Consider the following 15,802-nt stretch of genomic DNA (forward strand, 5'->3'; position numbering starts at 1 on the left):
GGACCTTTCGAACCTCAGGGGCGGGTCGACGGCGGTCGCGACCCCTCAAATTCCCGCCGCGACAGCGCCCCTGACGGGGATCCAGCCTCGTCGATCCTCGGCGCTTGGCGAACGAACGCCAGCGAAATCAACGTCCTAAACTTTCTCGACCTAAGTTATCAGCGGCGCTCGCTGCTCCCGTATCTTTGTGCCATGGCCGGGAGAAGCGAGATGACCCCCGAAGACCGGATGTGGTGCAGCGATATCGTCCTGGTGGACGTGCATGTCGCCAACGTGAAGCGGATCGAGAGCGAGGCCGCCCAGAGTTCCAAGGCCGAACTCAACGCGCTGGTCGCCGGTGCCGGTCTGGCCAGCCGCCGCGTCAGCGGCGCCCTGGCGGCGAGCCGCAAGGGCGTGGCCGACGTCGCGGCCAGGGCCAAGGCCGCCGAGGCGGTCGGGATGAAGACTCCGGCCGCCAACGAGAACCAAGCCGAGGCTCCCGAGGAGATGGAAATGGATGACGACACTGGTCGAACCCCCGAGCGGGTGGAGCAAGTTCGAGCCGAGATTCGCCGCCGATTGGGCGTGGTTGAAGACGCCCGAGAATCTAAATCTCTGGACGGAGCTGGCGCCTTGGACGCTGGTGGAGCGCTGCATGGCGCGGCGATCGCCGGAGCCGCACCAGAGTCCTCCGCCTGACCCCTGGACCACCTGGCTATTCCTGGGCGGTCGCGGGGCGGGCAAGACCTTCGCGGGCGCCGCGTGGATCGCCGACCAGGCCGAGCGCCACGACAGCCTGGCCCTGGTCGGCCCCACCTTTCACGACGTGCGCGAGGTGATGATCGAGGGCCCTTCGGGCCTCAAGAGCCTCTACCCGCCGGGCGAACGTCCGACTTGGCGCGCCAGCCGGCGACGTCTGGAATTTCGCAACGGCGCCGTCGCTCAGGCCTTCTCGGCCGAGGACCCGGACTCCCTGCGCGGGCCGCAGTTCCACGCCGCCTGGGCCGACGAGTTCTGCGCCTGGCCCAAGCCCGCCGAGACCCTGGCCATGCTGCGGTTCGGCCTGCGCCTGGGGACCGACCCGCGCCTGGTGGTGACCACCACGCCCCGGCCGATCCGCGCCCTGCGAAACCTGATCGCCGAGCCGGGCACGGTCGACACCCGCGCCCCGACCTCGGCCAACGCCGACCACCTGGCGCCGGCCTTCCTGTCGACCCTGCGGAGCCTCTACGGCGGCACCCGCCTGGCCGCCCAGGAGCTGGACGGGCTGATCGTCGAGGGCGAGGGCGGGCTGTTCCGCGCCCAGGACCTGGCCCGCTGCCGGGGCGCGCCGCCGGCCGCCTTCGAGCGCGTGGTCGTGGCCGTCGACCCGCCGGCCACGGCGGGCGGCGACGCCTGCGGCATCGTGGTCTGCGGGCGCTTTGACGGCCGGGCCTTCGTGCTCGAGGACCGCACCGCCAAGGGCCTGTCGCCCAACGGCTGGGCCCGCCGCGCGGTCGAGGCCGCCGTCCGCTGGTCGGCCGACGCCCTGGTGGCCGAGGCCAACCAGGGCGGCGACATGGTCCGCTCGGTCCTTGCCCAGGCCGCCCCGCCCTGCGCGGTCAAGCTGGTCAAGGCGTCCGTGGGCAAGCGCGCCCGCGCCGAGCCGGTGGCGGCCCTGTACGAACAGGGCCGCGTGATCCACTGCGGGGCCTTTCCGGCCCTGGAGGAGGAGCTGATGGCCCTGGGCTCCGGCGACCTGGACCACAGCCCGGACCGGGCCGACGCGTTGGTCTGGGCGGTGAGCGAGCTGATGCTGGGGGTGGGGAGGAGGCCGCGGTTGAGCGTGTTGTAACGCACTGACTTGCCCCCTACGGACCGCTTCGCGGTCGTCTTCCCCCATTGGGGGAAGAGGTTCGCCGGCGCTGACGCGCTTCCTCCGCCCCCTATGGGGGCGGACAGGCGGCGAAGCCGCCAGGTGGGGGCAAGTGAGTGAGCTGCTCACGTATCGCGAGGACCGCGCTGTCGACCGAATCCAGCACCCAGCTCGCTGGAATCCGCAGCGTCATGATCCCTTGCCGCGCCAACCATCGGTCCCGCGCGGCGTCCTTCTCCGAACGGTCTTCGGTGTAGTGTTCCGCGCCATCGACTTCCACCGCCAACCGGTGCGCCGGACAGAAGAAGTCCAGCACATAGGGCCCAATCGGGTGCTGCCGACGGAACTTCAAACCGTCCAGCTGCCCACGCCGGATGGCGTTCCATAGCTTCAGCTCCGGCAGGGTCATCTCTTTGCGCAGCCGCCTGGCGTTGACGACCGTCGGTCGTGGCGCGGTCATGTGGCTCACCCCCTTGCCCCCACCTGACGGCTGCGCCGTCTGTCCGCCCCCCATAGGGGGCGGAGGATGGCGCGCCGCCGGTCCAGGCAACCCTAACATGTTCCCTTTTTGTTCTCAACCTCCGCGAGGCGTCCGACATGCCCCTGTTCAAACCCCGCCGTCCGCCCCCCATGGCGCCGGAGGCCAAGGACTCCCGGGCCGCGCGCCTGATCGCCCTGACCACGGCGGGCCGTCCGCGCTGGACGCCGCGCGACTACGCGGCCCTGGCGTCCGAGGGCTTCGGCAAGAACCCGATCGCCTATCGCTGCGTGCGGATGATCGCCGAGGCCGCCGCCGCCGTGCCGCTCACGGTCTTCGTCGGCGGCCGGCGGGCCGACGACCATCCGCTGCGCAAGCTGCTCCAGGCCCCCAATCCCGAGCAAGGCGGGGCCGACCTGATGGAAGCGTTCTTCGGGCACCTGCAGGTGGCGGGAAACGGCTATCTGGAGGCTTCGGGCGACGACGCCCCGACCGAGCTCTACGCCCTGCGGCCCGACCGGATGACCGTGGTGCCCGGTCCGCGCGGCTGGCCCCTGGCCTACGACTACCAGGCCGCCGGCCGCACCGCCCGGATCGGCCGCGACGGGTCCGGCTGGCTGCCGGTGCTGCACCTGCGGCTGTTCAACCCGACCGACGATCATTACGGCTTCTCGCCGCTCGAGGCGGCGGCCTTCGCGATCGACGTGCACAACGCCTCGGGGGCCTGGAACAAGGCCCTGCTCGACAATTCGGCCCGGCCGTCCGGGGCCCTGGTCTACGCCAATCGTGAAGCGGGCGACCGGCTGTCGGCGGAGCAGTTCGAGCGGCTGAAGGCCGAGCTGTCCGACGCCCACGCCGGCACGGCCAACGCCGGACGGCCGCTGCTGCTGGAGGGCGGGCTGGACTGGCGGCCGATGTCGCTGAGCCCGGCCGACATGGACTTCATCGCCGGCAAGTCCGCCGCCGCCCGCGAGATCGCCCTGGCCTTCGGCGTCCCGCCCCAGCTGCTGGGCGTGCCGGGCGACGCGACCTACGCCAACTACCGCGAGGCCAACGGGGCGTTCTGGCGCCACACCGTCGTGCCCCTGGCCGAGCGGGCGGCGCGGGCCCTGTCGGTGTGGCTGGAGCCCAAGTTCCCCGGCGCCCGCATCGCCTGCGACCTGGACGCCGTGCCGGCGCTTTCCGCCGAGCGCGACGCGCTGTGGGCGCGGCTGGAGGGGGCGAGCTTCCTGACCGACGCCGAGCGGCGGCGGTTGGCGGGGCTGGAGGGGTAGCTCACCCCCTTGCCCCCACCTGACCGCTACGCGGTCTGTCCGCCCCCATAGGGGGCGGAGGACGCCCCCAGCCGCCGCACGGCGTCCTCTTCCCCTCTGGGGGAAGACGGCCGCGAAGCGGCCCGTAGGGGGCAAGTGTTCACCGCCCGGGAGACACTCATGACATCAACCCGCTGGCGGCTCGACCGCCAGGTCTCCGTCGGCCTGCTGGTCGCCGTGGCCCTGCAGGCCGCGACCGCTCTGCTGTGGGCAGGCCGGGCCAGCGCCCGCATCGACGACCTGCGCCAGCGTCTCGACGCCCAGGCTCCGGTCGCCGAGCGCCTGGCCCGCCTGGAGGCCCAGGCCGACGCCACCCGCGCCTCGCTGGCCCGGATCGAGAGCAAGCTGGACGCGCAGTAGCGCACGGACTTGCCCCCACCTGACGGCTGCGCCGTCTGTCCGCCCCCATAGGGGGCGGAGGACGCTCCAGCCGCCGCACGGCGCCCTCTTCCCCCTGTGGGGGAAGACGACCGCGAAGCGGTCCGTAGGGGGCAAGTGTTCACCGCACAGGAGCCCTCATGAAAGACCTTCCTGTCGACGGCCACGCCTCGCTCTTCTGGACCCGCGACCTCAACGACGACGTCGCCGCCGCCGGCGCCTTCGCCGCCAGCCTGGCCCGCACCGGTCCGGGCGGGGTGAAGATGCTGCACCAGCACGACGACGCCGAGCCCGTCGGCGTCTGGGACGAGATGGCCGAGGACGCGGCGGGCCTGTTCGTCCGTGGACGGATATTGCGAACCACGCCACGCGGCCGCCTCGTCGCCGCCCTGGTCGAGGCCGGGGCGCTGGACGGCCTGTCCATCGGCTTCCGCGCCGTGAAGGCCCGCCCCGACGACACCGGGCGCCTGCGCGTGCTGACCGCGGTCGAGCTGTGGGAGGTGTCGATCGTGACGTTCCCGATGCTGCCGGGCGCGCGGCTCAAGCGCGTCGACGGCTGATCACCAAGTCCCTCCCCCCGTGGGGGAGGCGGCCCGGAGGGCCGGTGGGGGGAGCGGACCCACCTCGGCCAACTCCCCCCAACCGTCGCCCTTCGGGCGACACCTCCCCCACGGGGGGAGGGCCTTTCCTGACGACTTCCCAAAAACCGGAGATTCCCATGAAGGAAACCAAACAGGCCGCGGCCTCGCCGGAGGCCCGCGCCGCGCTGCACGAAGTGCTGGCGGCGTTCGAAGGCTTCAAGGCCGCCAACGATCAGCGCCTGGCGGCGCTGGAGACCAAGCGCGCCGACGTGCTGCTGGAGGAGAAGGTCGCGCGCATCGACGACGCGGTCGCCAACGCCCAGGCGCGGCTGGACCGCGTGCTGGCCGACGCGCGTCGGCCCACGATCGGCGGGGAAGGCCGGCTGGTCGTTCCCGACGAGCGCAAGGCCGCCTTCGACCGCTACATCAAGACCGGCGAGACCCCCGCGCTTCTGCTCGAAGCCAAGGGCCTGTCCGAGGGCGTGGCCACGGCCGGCGGCTATGTGGCCCCGGCCGAGCTGGAGCGGCAGATCCTGCGCCGCCTGGCGGCGTCCTCGCCCATGCGCGACATCTGCCAGGTGCGCACCATCGGCGCGGGCACGTTCCGCAAGCCGGTCTCGACCGCCGGCCTGGCCGCCAGCTGGGTGGCCGAGACCGCCTCGCGTCCGGAGACCACGGCGCCGACCCTGGACGTGATCGACTTCCCGGCCGGCGAGCTCTACGCCAGCCCGGCCGCCACCCAGGCCCTGCTCGACGACGCCTATGTCGACATCGACGAGTGGCTGGCCGAGGAGGTGCAGGACGCCTTCGCCGCCCAGGAGACGGCGGCCTTCGTCGCCGGCGACGGGGTCAACAAGCCCAAGGGCCTGCTGGCCTATACGGCGGCCGCCGACGCCTCGGCGACCTGGGGCCAGGTCGGCTACCTGGCCACCGGCGTGGCCGGCGCCTGGCCGGCCTCGAACCCGACCGACAAGCTGATCGACCTGATCTACGCGGCCAAGACCCAGTACCGCCAGAACGGCCGCTTCGTGATGAACCGCCGCACGGTCAGCGCGGTGCGCAAGTTCAAGGACGCCCAGGGCAACTACATCTGGAACGCGGCCCTGCAGCCGGGCCAGTCGGCCAGCCTGCTGGGCTATCCGGTGACCGAGATCGAGGCCATGCCCGACGTCGCGGCCAACGCCATGGCCATCGCGTTCGGCGATTTCGAGAAAGGCTATCTGATCGTCGACCGCGCCGGGGTGCGAGTGCTGCGCGACCCCTATTCGGCCAAGCCCCACGTGCTGTTCTACACCACCAAGCGGGTCGGCGGCGGGGTGCAGAACTTCGACGCGATCAAGCTGCTGAAGTTCGCGGTGTCGTAGCCGCGGCGACGCCCTAAAACTCCCCCCTCCGTCGGCTTCGCCGACACCTCCCCCACAGGGGGAGGACCTCGCGATCAGTTCCTCCCCCTGTGGGGGAGGCGGTCCGAAGGACCGGAGGGGGGAGTCTCTTCCTTCCTTTCAGGACCCCCCACATGCCCCTCTCCACCACCCTGGCCGAGGCCAAGGGTTTCCTGCGCGTGGCCGACGCCGCCGAGGACGCCCTGGTGACTCTGCTGATCGACGCGGCCGAGGCGCGGGTCGCCGCCGCCGCCGGCCTGGCGCTCACCCAGGCCAGCCCCGCGCCGCTGCGGCTGGCGGTGCTGGTCCTGGTCGCCCACGCCTACGAGCATCGCGACGGCTCCGAACCGCCGCCCGGCCTGGTCGAGGCCTGGCTGGCTCCGTACCGCGAGGCCCGGCTGTGAGCGGGGCCGACGCGGCCGTCGCCGCCGCCCTGGTCGAGGCCCTGAAGGCCGCGCCCGCCGTCTCCGCCCTGGTCGCCGCCCGCGTCCACGCCGACGCCCCGCGCCATCCGGTCTATCCGTGCGTCAGCCTGGGCCGCCAGGAGAGCCGGCCGTTCGGGTCCGACGGCGACCTTGGGGCGGACGGGCTGGAGCACCTGCTGACGCTCACCTGCGCCAGCAAGTTCGGCGGGCCCGAGGAGGCCCGCGCCGTCACCGCCGCCGTCCGCGCCGCCGTGCACAACGCGGCCTTGAGCGTCGCGGGCCGTCGCCTGGTCACCCTGCGCGTCACCTATGCCGACGTCTTCCGCGCCGCCGACCGCGAGCTGTCGCTCGGGGTGCTGCGGGTGCGGGCGGTGACCGAAGCCCTCTAACGAAAGGACATCCCCATGGCCGCCCAAGCCGGCAAAGACATCCTGCTGAAGATCAGCGACGGCGCGCCGACGCCGGCGTTCACCACCGTGGCCGGCCTGCGGACCCGGACGATCAGCCTCAACGCCCAGACCATCGACGCCACCGACGGCGACAGCGCCGGCCGCTGGCGCGAGCTGCTGGCCGGATCGGGCGTGCGTTCGGTCGCCGTGTCCGGTTCCGGCGTGTTCCGCGACGCGGCCTCCGACGCGGCGGTGCGCGACAGCTTCTTCGCCCAGACCGCCCGGACCTGGCGGCTGGTGATCCCCGACTTCGTGCAGCTGGAGGGGCCGTTCCTGGTGGCGGCCCTGGAATATGCCGGCGACCACGACGGCGAGGCGGCGTTCGCCCTGTCCCTGGCCTCGGCCGGGGCGGTGACGTTCACGGCGATCTGATCTTCTCCTCCCCCGTGCAACGGGGGAGGGGGACCACGAAGTGGTGGAGGGGGCGCGGCCGTGCGCATGGCCGCGGCGGACGCCCCCTCCGTCGCGATGCGTACCCGCATCGCGCCACCTTCCCCGCGATGCGGGGGAGGAGAAGGAGCTCAACCATGCCCACTATTCCCAACCCCGCCCGAGGCGAGGTCGTCGTCCCGCTGGCCGGAACGCCCCGCCGGCTGTGCCTGACCCTGGGCGCCCTGGCCCGCATCGAGGCGGCGCTGGATCTCGACGACTGGAGCGCTCTGCCCGAGCGTTTCGGCCGGCTGTCGGCCACCGAACTGCTGGCGGTGCTCGCGGCCCTGCTGGAAGGCGGCGGCGAGGATCCCGAGGTGCTGGACACAGCCCCGGTCTCGATCCCGGAAGCCGTCGCGGCGGTGGCCGCCGCCCTCTCTGCCTGTGCTTAGGGGCGGCTTGCGCATGAAGGCTCATTGGCGCGCGGCCCTGCGCCTGGCGGCCCTGGGCCTGGGCATCCCGCCCGAGGCCTTCTGGCGGCTGCCCCTGGCCGAGTGGCGGGCTTTGACCGAGGCCCCGGCCGCGTCGGTCCTCAACCGCGCGGCGCTTGACGCCCTGATCGCCCGCTTTCCCGATGAGGAGACCCGATGAGCGACTTCCAGCACGACGGCCTCGACGCCGTCCCCGCCCGCGCGACCGAGGCCGCCGCCGCCCTGGCCGCCCTGCGCGCGCCGGCCGAGCAGGCAGCCCGGGCCATCGACGAGGCCTTCGCCAAGGCGGGGACGGGCCTGGCCCGCTCGCTGGCCCACGCGGCCGCCGACGGCAAGGTCAGCCTGGCCGAGCTGGCGCGGGCGGTGATCGACGCGGTCTCGGCGGGTTCCGGCGAAGGCGGGAGCGGCCTGGCCCAGGCCCTGGTCAACGCGGTTGGCTCGCGGTTTTCAGGCGCGAGGGCCGACGGCGGCCCGGTCGCGGCCGGCGGCGCCTATCTGGTCGGCGAGCGCGGCCCCGAACTGTTCCGCCCGGCCGGGGCCGGCGCGGTCGAGCCGCTGAGCGGCCTTGGGGCCGGCGGCGGGGTCAATGTCACGATCAACGTCCAGGGCGGCGACGCCGCGGGCCTGGCCCGCTCGGACGCCCAACTGGCCCAGGCCCTGGCGCGGGCGGTGAGCCTGGGGGCGAGGGGGCTGTGAAAATCGAACCGCTCATCCCGGCGAATGCCGGGACCCAGATCCCATGGCGGAGAGACTGACTGGAAGTGCTCGGCGCGTTTGGCGTCAACCACACCGCTATTCCATCTGGGTCCCGGCATTCGCCGGGATGAGCGGATCTATATTCAGGCGTTGGGGTTCAAATCGTGGAACAAGTCTCGCCACGTCGGATTGTCGGCTTCGATCAACATCAGCTTCCAGGATCGCCGCCATTCCTTGATCCGCCGCTCGCGCCGAAACGCGCCCTCGCGGGTCTCGAAGACCTCGTACCAGACCAGGACCGTGCAGCCATACTTCGCCGTGAAGCCGTCGCGAAGATACCCGCGATGCTCTTCGATGCGACGCATCAGATCATCGGTGGACCCGATGTAGAGCGTGCCGTTCCGCCCGCTTGCGACGATGTAGGTGTAGAAGGCCATGCAGCATTTCCCCACCGCCTGGACGATGGGGAAAGCTTAGAAATCAACGTTTAAGCGTTTCACGCTCAGACCATCACCGGCGTCAGCAGCGGCGGTTCGCCGTAGCGGTTCTCGCCGGGCTGGCCTTCGGCGATCCCCACCCACAGGGTGAAGCCGATCATCGTCACGAAGGCGACGACGATGCTGACCAGCAGGACGCCGACGCCGGCCAGGGCGGCGATCTCGGGGTCGTGGTTGGTGACCGCGGCCATGACCGCGCCGACGCCGATCCAGAGGGCCGAGCCGATCACCAGCATCGGGCCCAGCGCCAAGGCCGGCGCCTGCCACCAGCCGCTGCGGCCCATGTCGTGCAGGCGCTTGGTGCACAGGCACACCCAGGCGAACAGCGCGACCAGCCCCAGGGCGTGGCCGATCACCGGGATCCACCCGGCCACCACCTGGACGCCCAGCAACATCAGCCAGCCGATCCAGAACGCCTGGCGGCCGATGCGGCCCTCGGCGGAGAAGAACAGCGATTTCCAGTTCATTTCCAGCTCCCAATCTTGAGGCGAGATTAGGGCCGGCGGGCTCGCGGTTGAAGTGAATTGCACGTCATGACGCGGGTTTAACCTGGAGCAAGCCGCCAGGATCGGGCGGGGCCGGACGCCGGGGACGAGCGCAACGCGCCGAGCCAGGTCGTGAAGACGAGTCCCAGGACGGCCGTGACCATCGCATCGGCCGCGAGCGGCGCGATGATCGCCATCCCGTCGGGGAACAGGTCGTACACCCAGAACCCGACCAGGACGTGGACCAGCAGGCTGGCCAGGCCGAGGACGATCAGCGCGTGAGGGCGTTTGCCAGCGTCGCGCGCCCGCTTCAGCATCAGGCAGGCCGTGGCGTAGAGGCGCGCGGCGACCAGAAAGACGCCCGCTAGGAGCGGAACATCCGGCAGGGCGGCGTGACGGAGGTGACCGGCGACGTCGCTGAGGACCCAGGCCTCTCCGACCGCGGGAAGCGCCGCCCAGGCCACGTCCATGTCGACGACGGTCAGCCCGACAACGACCGCCAGGCTGACGATCGTCAGCTGGATCAGGCCGCTCCAGAACGCGCGCCGATCGATGGCGCCGCGCGGGTCGAACAACAGGGACAGCAGGCTCATCGGCGGGCTCCTCCAGGCTTTCAATTCCTATAAGTGAACGCTCACTTACATTCAAGAGGCTAAATCATGACCGCGTTCCACGAGACGCGCCTGCCCGCGCGCCTGGCCTTCGGCTGCACCGGCGGGGTCGAGCGGCGGACCCAGGTGACGACCCTGGCTTCGGGCTTCGAGCGGCGGTCCAGCCCCTGGGCCCAAGGGCGACGTCGCTATCTGATCGGCACGGCGACGCGGCCGCTGGACGACGCGGCCGAGCTGGTCGCGTTCTTCGAGGCGCGGCGCGGGCGGTTGCACGGCTTCCGCTTCCGCGACCCGGCCGACTGCAAGTCGTGCGCGCCCTCGGGGACCCCGGCCGCTACGGACCAGGCGATCGGAACCGGCGACGGGGTCCGCGAGACCTTCGCCCTGGCCAAGACCTATGGGAGTGACGAGACGGCGGCGGTGCGGCCGATCGCCAAGCCCGTGGCCGGAACGGTCAAGGTCGCGGTGGCCGGCGTCGCCCTGGCGGCCGGGGCCTTCGCGGTCGACACGGCCACGGGCTTGGTGACCCTGACGAGCGCCCCGGCGGCCGGAGCGGCGATCACCGCCGGCTTCGAGTTCGACGTGCCGGTGCGCTTCGACGGCGACCGCATCGACGTCACCCTGGAAAGCTTCAACGCCGCCCGGGTCGGGGCCGTGGCCCTGATCGAGGTGCGGGTCTGATGCGCGCGGTTCCCGCCGAACTGGTCGACCGCCTCGAAAGCGGCGCGGCCGGCCCCTGCCACGCGTGGATCCTGACCCGGGCCGACGGGATGGTGCTGGGCTTCACCGACCACGACCGCGACCTGGTCGTCGAGGGCGTGACCTGCAAGGCGGCCAGCGGCTGGACCGCCGGGGCGACCGAGACGGCGGCCGGCTTCTCGCCCGGCCTGGCCGCGGCGGTCGGCGGCTTCGACGACGCGGCGCTGTCGGAGGCCGACCTGGCGGCCGGGCTCTATGACGGCGCGCGGGTCGAATGCCGGGTGGCCGACGCGTTGGCGCTCGGCCTGTCGGTGTTGCTGTGGAGGGCCAGCGTCGCGTCCGCCAAGGCCGAGGGCGGGGCCTTCACCCTGGCCCTGGAAGGCCCGCTGGCGGCGCTGGACCGCGTGGCGGGGCGGACGTTCGGCCGGTCCTGCGACGCGGCGTTCGGCGACTTGCGGTGCGGGGTGGATGTCGGGACCTTTCCGGGGGCGACCTGCGACAAGCGCTGGGCCACGTGCCGGGAGGTGTTCGGCAATGGGCTGAACTTCCGGGGTTTCCCGACGGCGCCGGGCGAGGATTTCCTGACGCTGTATCCCAGTGACGGGGAGCGGAATGACGGCGGGCGGCGGTGAGGGGACCACTTGCCCCCACCTGGCGGCTGCGCCGCCTGTCCGCCCCCATGGGGGGCGGAGGACGGCGTGCGCGGCCCCTCTTCCCCCTCTGGGGGAAGACGACCGCGAAGCGGTCCGTAGGGGGCAAGTGTTCACCGCCGAAACGTCGGTGAGTTCACGCGCCCTGGCCGAAGCCCGCCTCTGGCTCGGCACCCCCTATCAGCACCAGGCCTCGCTGCGCGGGGTCGGCTGCGACTGCCTGGGCCTGGTGCGCGGGGTCTGGCGGGCCTTGCACGGCGCGGAGCCCGAGGCCCCGCCGCCCTATCGCCCCGACTGGGCCGAGCTGGGCGGGCGCGAGCTGCTGGCGCAGGCGCTCGAACGCCGGCTGATCCCGCTGGATCCCGCCGCCGTCCGCCCGGGCGACGTGCTGCTGTTCCGCATGGCCCCCGGCGCCCCGGCCAAGCACTGCGCGATCGCCTCGGCGCGCGACCGGATGATCCACGCCTATTGGGGCCGCGCCTGCGTCGAGAGCTGGCTGGGCCGCTGGTGGCGCGAGCGGCTGGTCGCGGCGTTTCGTTTTCCCGAAGTCTGAAGGACACCCCATGGCTCAGGTCATCCTCTCCGCCGTCGGCTCGGCCCTGGCGGGGCCGATCGGCGGGGCGATCGGCTCCACGGTCGGCCAGGCGATCGACAACGCCGCGATCAACGCCCTGACGCCGGCCCGCCAGGTCGGACCGCGCATCCCGGCGCTTCGGCTGTCGGGCGCGGCGGAGGGCGCGCCGATGGCCGCGGTGTTCGGCCGGGCCCGGGTGGCCGGCCAGGTGATCTGGGCCGCGCGGTTCAAGGAACGCTGGGTCGACGGCCATGCGGGCGGAAGCAAGGGTCCGCGCACCACCAGCGCCGCCTACAGCCTGTCGTTCGCCGTCGCCGTCTGCGAAGGCCCGATCGACGGGATCGGCCGGGTCTGGGCCGACGGCAAGCCGATGGACATGGCCGGGGTGGTCATGCGCGTCCACACCGGGGCCGAGGACCAGGCGCCCGATCCGCTGATCGCGGCGGTCGAGGGGGAAGCCCCGGCCTATCGCGGCACGGCCTATGTGGTGTTCGAGGACCTGCCGCTGGGCGCCTACGGAAACCGTCCGCCGCAGCTGTCGTTCGAGGTGTTCCATCGCCCCCGCGCCGGCGGCGCGCCGGCGGGTCTCGAAGACCATCTGAAGGGCGTCTGCCTGATCCCCGGCGCGGGCGAGTTCGTCTACGCCACGGATCTGGTCCTGCGCCGCGACGGCCTGACCCGGACCACGGCCGAGACCCTGAACAACAGCGAGGGCCGTCCCGACCTGATGGTGTCGCTCGACCAGCTGCAGGCCCAGCTTCCCAACGTGGAGGAGGTGACCCTGGTGGTCGCCTGGTTCGGCGACGACCTGCGCTGCGGGTCGTGCGCGATCCGGCCCAAGGTCGAGACGGCGGCCAAGGCGACCCTCCCGTTCGACTGGCGGGTCAACGGCGTGGAGCGCGCCGACGCGGCGGTGGTCTCGCAGAGCGGCGGCGGCCCGGCTTATGGCGGCACGCCGGCCGACCGGGCCGTGCTGCAGGCCATCGCCGAGCTGAAGCGGCGCGGGCTGCGCGTGACGCTCTATCCGTTCGTGCTGATGGACGTGCCGGCGACCGCCGGCCTGCCCGATCCGTATGGCGGCGCGGCCCAGGGCGCCTATCCCTGGCGCGGCCGGATCACCTGCCATCCCGCCGCCGGTCGCGCCGGTTCGCCGGACAAGACCGCCGCCGCGACCGCCCAGGTCTCGGCCTTCTTCGGCGCGGCGACGGCGGCCCAGTTCGGGGCCGCCGACGGCCTGCCGACCTACAGCGGCCCGGCCGGCGACTGGGGCCTGCGGCGGATGCTGCTGCACTACGCCAAGCTGGCCCAGCTGGCGGGCGGGGTGGACGGCTTCATCCTGGGCTCGGAGCTGCGCGGCCTGACGACGGTGCGCGACGGGGCCTCGTCCTATCCGGCCGTGACCGGGCTGAAGAGCCTGGCCGCCGAGGTGCGGAGCCTGCTGGGGCCGGCGACCAAGCTCGGCTACGCCGCCGACTGGAGCGAGTATTTCGGCCACCAGCCGGGCGACGGGTCCGGCGACGTCCACTTCCACCTCGACCCGCTGTGGAGCGACGCGAACATCGATTTCGTCGGGATCGACTTCTATCCGCCGATGGCCGACTGGCGCGACGGCGACGACCACCTGGACCTGGGGCAGGGCGGGCCGCACGACATCGCCTATCTGCGCGGCAACCTGACCGGCGGCGAGGGCTTCGACTGGTTCTACGCTTCCGACGCCGCGCGGACGACGCAGACCCGCACCCCGATCACCGACGGCGCCCATGCCGAGCCCTGGGTGTTTCGGCCCAAGGACCTGCGGGGCTGGTGGAGCCATCAGCACTTCAACCGTCCGGGCGGCGTCCGCGCGGCGACTCCGACCGCCTGGGTTCCGCAGTCCAAGCCGCTGCGGCTGGTCGAGTTCGGCTGCGGCGCGGTCGACAAGGGCGCCAACGCGCCCAACCTGTTCGTCGACGCCAAGAGCGCCGAGAGCGCCCTGCCGCCGTTCTCGGACGGGACCCGCGACGAGGTCGGCCAGCGCCGGGCGCTGGAGGCGGTGCTGGCCCACGTCGCCGATCCGGCGACCAATCCGGTCTCGCCGGTCTATGGCGGGCCGATGATCGAGGGCGCGGCGGCCTGGTGCTGGGACGCCCGGCCGTTCCCCGACTTTCCCGCCCGCAGCGGCGTCTGGGCCGATGGGCCGAACTGGACGCTGGGCCACTGGCTGAACGGCCGGGCCGGGATCGCCCCGCTGCCTGAACTGGTCGCCGCCCTGGCCGATCGGGCCGGCGTGGCAATCGACCCCGGCGAGGCCGGCGGCTCGGTGGTCGGCTATGTGGTCGACCGGCCGATGCGGCTGCGCGACGCCCTGGCGCCCTTGCTGGAAGCCTTCGCCCTGGACCCGGTCGAGCGCCAGGACGGCGTCGTGCTGGCCGGCCGCTCCGGCCCGCCGGCCCTGACCGTGGGCGACGACGACCTGGCCTGGCCGGAGGATCGCGACGCGCCGGTCGCCGCCGCCCGGACCCTGGCCGCTCCTGTCCAGACCCTGCGCCTGCGCTTCATCGACGCCGCCCGCGACTATCAGACCGGCGCGGTGATCGTCCGCCGCGAAGGCGGGTCGAGTTCGGGGGAGGGGAGCGCCGACCTCGACGCGCCGCTGGTGCTGGCCGCCGCCGAGGCTCGTGCCGTGGCCGCGCGGCTGCTGGCGGCCGCCGACCCGCGCGAGGCCACCGTCCACCTGTCGCCCCTGGCCGCCCTGCGCCTGGAGCCCGGCGATCGGCTTGAGCTGCCCAGCATGATCGGGGACGGCGCGACCTGGCGGGTGACGCGGATCGATCTGGACGAGCATCCCGGCGCCCAGCTGGCGCCGGTGGTCGATCCGGTGCGGGTCGGGGGCGACCTCGACTGGACGCCCGCCCCGCCGCGCGAGGTCCCGGGCCCGCCGGTGCTGCACGTGCTGGACCTGCCGGGCCAGACCGACGAACGGCCGCTGGCGGCGGTGGCCGCCGCGCCGTGGCGGGCCTTCGACATCCATGCCGGCGTCGGGCCCGAGGCCCTGCGCGCGCGGGCGACGGCCGCCGTCCCCGCCACGGTGGGCGTCACCCTGTCGGACTTGCCGGCCGGGCCGCTGCACCGCTTCGACCGCGCCACGCGGCTGACCGTGCGGCTGGAGGGCGCGGCCCCGGTCAGCCGCGACCGCTCGGCCGTCCTGGCCGGCGCCAACGCCCTGGCCGTGCGCGGGACGGGCGGCGAATGGGAGATTCTCCAGTTCCTGACCGCCGAGCCGGTCGGCAGCGACGTCTGGACCCTGTCGGGCCTGCTGCGCGGCCAGGCCGGCAGCGACCCGGCCATGGCGGCCCTGACCCCGGCCGGCGCGGCGGTGGTGGTGCTGGACCAGGCGCTGGTCCGCGCCGACCTGGCCCTCGCCGAGCGCGGCCTGCCGCTGACCTGGCGCGCCGCCCCGGCCGGCGGCCCGGCCTCGGGGCCGTCGATGAGCGAGGCGTTCGAGACCTGGCGCGGCCTGTCGGCTCGCCCCTGGTCGCCGGCCCACCTGCGGGTGCGGAGCGAAGCCGGCGACGCTGTCGTGACCTGGATCCGCCGCGCCCGCCTAGCCGGCGACGGCTGGGACGCGGAGGTCCCGCTGGGCGAGGAGCGCGAGGTCTATCGGGTCGAGATCCTGGACGGCGGGACCGTGGTCCGCGCGGCCGAAACGACCGCGCCGGCGTTCATCTACACGGCCGCTCAGCGCGCCGCCGATTTCCCCGCTGGACCGACCGGGGCCCTGGCTGTCAGGGTCGCCCAAGGCTCGGCCCTGTTCGGCTGGGGCGCGTCACGCCAGGTCTTCCTGTGATATTAATGCAACATAACGCTTGCGCGCCGCGCCGAACGGCCTAATTGAAGCGTTCCGCCTTTTC

Annotated in this window: 20 protein-coding genes; 16 read left to right on the top strand and 4 right to left on the bottom strand. The window is 73.0% G+C overall.

All coding sequences use genetic code 11. The features are described 5' to 3' along the window. Positions 1 to 210 precede the first annotated feature (210 nt). A complete protein-coding gene (locus tag ASD38_RS24765; protein ID WP_235523901.1) occupies positions 211 to 678 on the top strand; it encodes a hypothetical protein in 468 nt (155 codons plus the stop codon). Further along, positions 635 to 1,813, top strand: coding sequence for a DNA-packaging protein (locus tag ASD38_RS19630; protein WP_235523902.1), 1,179 nt, complete (start codon positions 635 to 637; stop codon positions 1,811 to 1,813). Before ASD38_RS24765 ends, ASD38_RS19630 begins: the two co-directional genes overlap by 44 nt. Before the next feature lie 91 nt (positions 1,814 to 1,904). Here ASD38_RS19630 and ASD38_RS19635 read toward each other — a convergent pair whose 3' ends face one another. Beyond that, positions 1,905 to 2,294 carry an endonuclease domain-containing protein gene (locus tag ASD38_RS19635; protein ID WP_056462920.1) on the bottom strand — a complete coding sequence of 130 codons (390 nt, stop codon included), beginning with the start codon at positions 2,292 to 2,294 and terminating at the stop codon, positions 1,905 to 1,907. 137 nt (positions 2,295 to 2,431) lie between these two features. Here ASD38_RS19635 and ASD38_RS19640 point away from each other — a divergent pair, with 137 nt between their 5' ends. The 10 genes from ASD38_RS19640 to ASD38_RS19685 all read left to right on the top strand — a co-directional run bounded on the left by ASD38_RS19640 (position 2,432) and on the right by ASD38_RS19685 (position 8,396). Continuing rightward, the gene (locus ASD38_RS19640) at positions 2,432 to 3,586 is read left to right on the top strand and encodes a phage portal protein (RefSeq protein ID WP_056442817.1); all 1,155 of its coding nucleotides are present in this window, start codon (positions 2,432 to 2,434) and stop codon (positions 3,584 to 3,586) included. 159 nt (positions 3,587 to 3,745) lie between these two features. Continuing rightward, positions 3,746 to 3,985: a hypothetical protein gene (locus tag ASD38_RS19645; RefSeq protein ID WP_056462724.1), complete on the top strand. Its 240-nt coding sequence runs from the start codon at positions 3,746 to 3,748 to the stop codon at positions 3,983 to 3,985. A 158-nt stretch (positions 3,986 to 4,143) separates the two neighbouring features. Continuing rightward, complete coding sequence (locus ASD38_RS19650) at positions 4,144 to 4,563, top strand: HK97 family phage prohead protease (protein ID WP_056462727.1); 420 nt, start codon at positions 4,144 to 4,146, stop codon at positions 4,561 to 4,563. Between the two features lie 158 nt (positions 4,564 to 4,721). Further along, complete coding sequence (locus tag ASD38_RS19655) at positions 4,722 to 5,948, top strand: phage major capsid protein (RefSeq protein WP_056442810.1); 1,227 nt, start codon at positions 4,722 to 4,724, stop codon at positions 5,946 to 5,948. Positions 5,949 to 6,100: 152 nt separating this feature from the next. Continuing rightward, positions 6,101 to 6,370 carry a head-tail connector protein gene (locus ASD38_RS19660; RefSeq protein WP_056442807.1) on the top strand — a complete coding sequence of 90 codons (270 nt, stop codon included), beginning with the start codon at positions 6,101 to 6,103 and terminating at the stop codon, positions 6,368 to 6,370. Further along, complete coding sequence (locus tag ASD38_RS19665) at positions 6,367 to 6,780, top strand: DUF3168 domain-containing protein (RefSeq protein ID WP_156390800.1); 414 nt, start codon at positions 6,367 to 6,369, stop codon at positions 6,778 to 6,780. The genes ASD38_RS19660 and ASD38_RS19665 overlap by 4 nt, the downstream gene beginning before the upstream one ends. Before the next feature lie 15 nt (positions 6,781 to 6,795). Continuing rightward, entirely contained in the window at positions 6,796 to 7,212 is a 417-nt protein-coding gene (locus tag ASD38_RS19670) for a phage major tail protein, TP901-1 family (RefSeq protein WP_056442800.1), read from the top strand. Positions 7,213 to 7,367: 155 nt separating this feature from the next. Then, positions 7,368 to 7,661, top strand: coding sequence for a GTA-gp10 family protein (locus ASD38_RS19675; RefSeq protein ID WP_056442797.1), 294 nt, complete (start codon positions 7,368 to 7,370; stop codon positions 7,659 to 7,661). Positions 7,662 to 7,674: 13 nt separating this feature from the next. After that, a complete protein-coding gene (locus ASD38_RS19680) occupies positions 7,675 to 7,860 on the top strand; it encodes a phage tail assembly chaperone (RefSeq protein WP_056462732.1) in 186 nt (61 codons plus the stop codon). Further along, positions 7,857 to 8,396 carry a hypothetical protein gene (locus tag ASD38_RS19685; protein ID WP_056462735.1) on the top strand — a complete coding sequence of 180 codons (540 nt, stop codon included), beginning with the start codon at positions 7,857 to 7,859 and terminating at the stop codon, positions 8,394 to 8,396. The genes ASD38_RS19680 and ASD38_RS19685 overlap by 4 nt, the downstream gene beginning before the upstream one ends. 143 nt (positions 8,397 to 8,539) lie before the next feature. Here ASD38_RS19685 and ASD38_RS19690 read toward each other — a convergent pair whose 3' ends face one another. The 3 genes from ASD38_RS19690 to ASD38_RS19700 form a co-directional block, all read right to left on the bottom strand. Then, a complete protein-coding gene (locus ASD38_RS19690) occupies positions 8,540 to 8,833 on the bottom strand; it encodes a GIY-YIG nuclease family protein (RefSeq protein WP_056442789.1) in 294 nt (97 codons plus the stop codon). Between the two features lie 65 nt (positions 8,834 to 8,898). Then, entirely contained in the window at positions 8,899 to 9,360 is a 462-nt protein-coding gene (locus ASD38_RS19695) for a DUF805 domain-containing protein (RefSeq protein ID WP_056442786.1), read from the bottom strand. A gap of 77 nt (positions 9,361 to 9,437) precedes the next feature. After that, positions 9,438 to 9,971, bottom strand: coding sequence for a hypothetical protein (locus tag ASD38_RS19700; protein WP_056462738.1), 534 nt, complete (start codon positions 9,969 to 9,971; stop codon positions 9,438 to 9,440). A gap of 63 nt (positions 9,972 to 10,034) precedes the next feature. On the opposite strand from ASD38_RS19700, the gene ASD38_RS19705 reads away from it, so the two are divergent. From ASD38_RS19705 to ASD38_RS19720, 4 genes are all read left to right on the top strand, one after another. Continuing rightward, positions 10,035 to 10,670 (top strand): DUF2460 domain-containing protein, encoded by a 636-nt coding sequence (locus tag ASD38_RS19705; protein WP_156390801.1) that lies wholly within the window; start codon positions 10,035 to 10,037, stop codon positions 10,668 to 10,670. Then, positions 10,670 to 11,320, top strand: a complete 651-nt coding sequence (locus ASD38_RS19710; RefSeq protein ID WP_056462741.1) for a baseplate hub domain-containing protein — start codon at positions 10,670 to 10,672, stop codon at positions 11,318 to 11,320. Before ASD38_RS19705 ends, ASD38_RS19710 begins: the two co-directional genes overlap by 1 nt. Before the next feature lie 148 nt (positions 11,321 to 11,468). Beyond that, positions 11,469 to 11,891 carry an NlpC/P60 family protein gene (locus tag ASD38_RS19715; protein WP_235523903.1) on the top strand — a complete coding sequence of 141 codons (423 nt, stop codon included), beginning with the start codon at positions 11,469 to 11,471 and terminating at the stop codon, positions 11,889 to 11,891. A 10-nt stretch (positions 11,892 to 11,901) separates the two neighbouring features. After that, on the top strand, positions 11,902 to 15,738 hold the full coding sequence (locus tag ASD38_RS19720) for a baseplate multidomain protein megatron (RefSeq protein WP_056462748.1): 3,837 nt from the start codon (positions 11,902 to 11,904) through the stop codon (positions 15,736 to 15,738). The last annotated feature ends 64 nt before the right edge of the window (positions 15,739 to 15,802 follow it).

The sequence above is a fragment of the Caulobacter sp. Root487D2Y genome (genome assembly GCF_001427165.1).
Lineage (GTDB): Bacteria > Pseudomonadota > Alphaproteobacteria > Caulobacterales > Caulobacteraceae > Caulobacter.

Excerpts from the sequence above, each read along its gene's own strand:
- ASD38_RS19630 (WP_235523902.1), top strand. The coding sequence starts at position 635 with ATGGCGCGGCGATCGCCGGAGCCGCACCAGAGTCCTCCGCCTGACCCC.
- ASD38_RS19635 (WP_056462920.1), bottom strand. The coding sequence starts at position 2,294 with ATGACCGCGCCACGACCGACGGTCGTCAACGCCAGGCGGCTGCGCAAA.
- ASD38_RS19675 (WP_056442797.1), top strand. The coding sequence starts at position 7,368 with ATGCCCACTATTCCCAACCCCGCCCGAGGCGAGGTCGTCGTCCCGCTG.
- ASD38_RS19690 (WP_056442789.1), bottom strand. The coding sequence starts at position 8,833 with ATGGCCTTCTACACCTACATCGTCGCAAGCGGGCGGAACGGCACGCTC.
- ASD38_RS19660 (WP_056442807.1), top strand. The coding sequence starts at position 6,101 with ATGCCCCTCTCCACCACCCTGGCCGAGGCCAAGGGTTTCCTGCGCGTG.
- ASD38_RS19720 (WP_056462748.1), top strand. The coding sequence starts at position 11,902 with ATGGCTCAGGTCATCCTCTCCGCCGTCGGCTCGGCCCTGGCGGGGCCG.
- ASD38_RS19650 (WP_056462727.1), top strand. The coding sequence starts at position 4,144 with ATGAAAGACCTTCCTGTCGACGGCCACGCCTCGCTCTTCTGGACCCGC.
- ASD38_RS19695 (WP_056442786.1), bottom strand. The coding sequence starts at position 9,360 with ATGAACTGGAAATCGCTGTTCTTCTCCGCCGAGGGCCGCATCGGCCGC.
- ASD38_RS19710 (WP_056462741.1), top strand. The coding sequence starts at position 10,670 with ATGCGCGCGGTTCCCGCCGAACTGGTCGACCGCCTCGAAAGCGGCGCG.
- ASD38_RS19640 (WP_056442817.1), top strand. The coding sequence starts at position 2,432 with ATGCCCCTGTTCAAACCCCGCCGTCCGCCCCCCATGGCGCCGGAGGCC.
- ASD38_RS19680 (WP_056462732.1), top strand. The coding sequence starts at position 7,675 with ATGAAGGCTCATTGGCGCGCGGCCCTGCGCCTGGCGGCCCTGGGCCTG.
- ASD38_RS19700 (WP_056462738.1), bottom strand. The coding sequence starts at position 9,971 with ATGAGCCTGCTGTCCCTGTTGTTCGACCCGCGCGGCGCCATCGATCGG.
- ASD38_RS24765 (WP_235523901.1), top strand. The coding sequence starts at position 211 with ATGACCCCCGAAGACCGGATGTGGTGCAGCGATATCGTCCTGGTGGAC.
- ASD38_RS19655 (WP_056442810.1), top strand. The coding sequence starts at position 4,722 with ATGAAGGAAACCAAACAGGCCGCGGCCTCGCCGGAGGCCCGCGCCGCG.
- ASD38_RS19645 (WP_056462724.1), top strand. The coding sequence starts at position 3,746 with ATGACATCAACCCGCTGGCGGCTCGACCGCCAGGTCTCCGTCGGCCTG.
- ASD38_RS19670 (WP_056442800.1), top strand. The coding sequence starts at position 6,796 with ATGGCCGCCCAAGCCGGCAAAGACATCCTGCTGAAGATCAGCGACGGC.
- ASD38_RS19685 (WP_056462735.1), top strand. The coding sequence starts at position 7,857 with ATGAGCGACTTCCAGCACGACGGCCTCGACGCCGTCCCCGCCCGCGCG.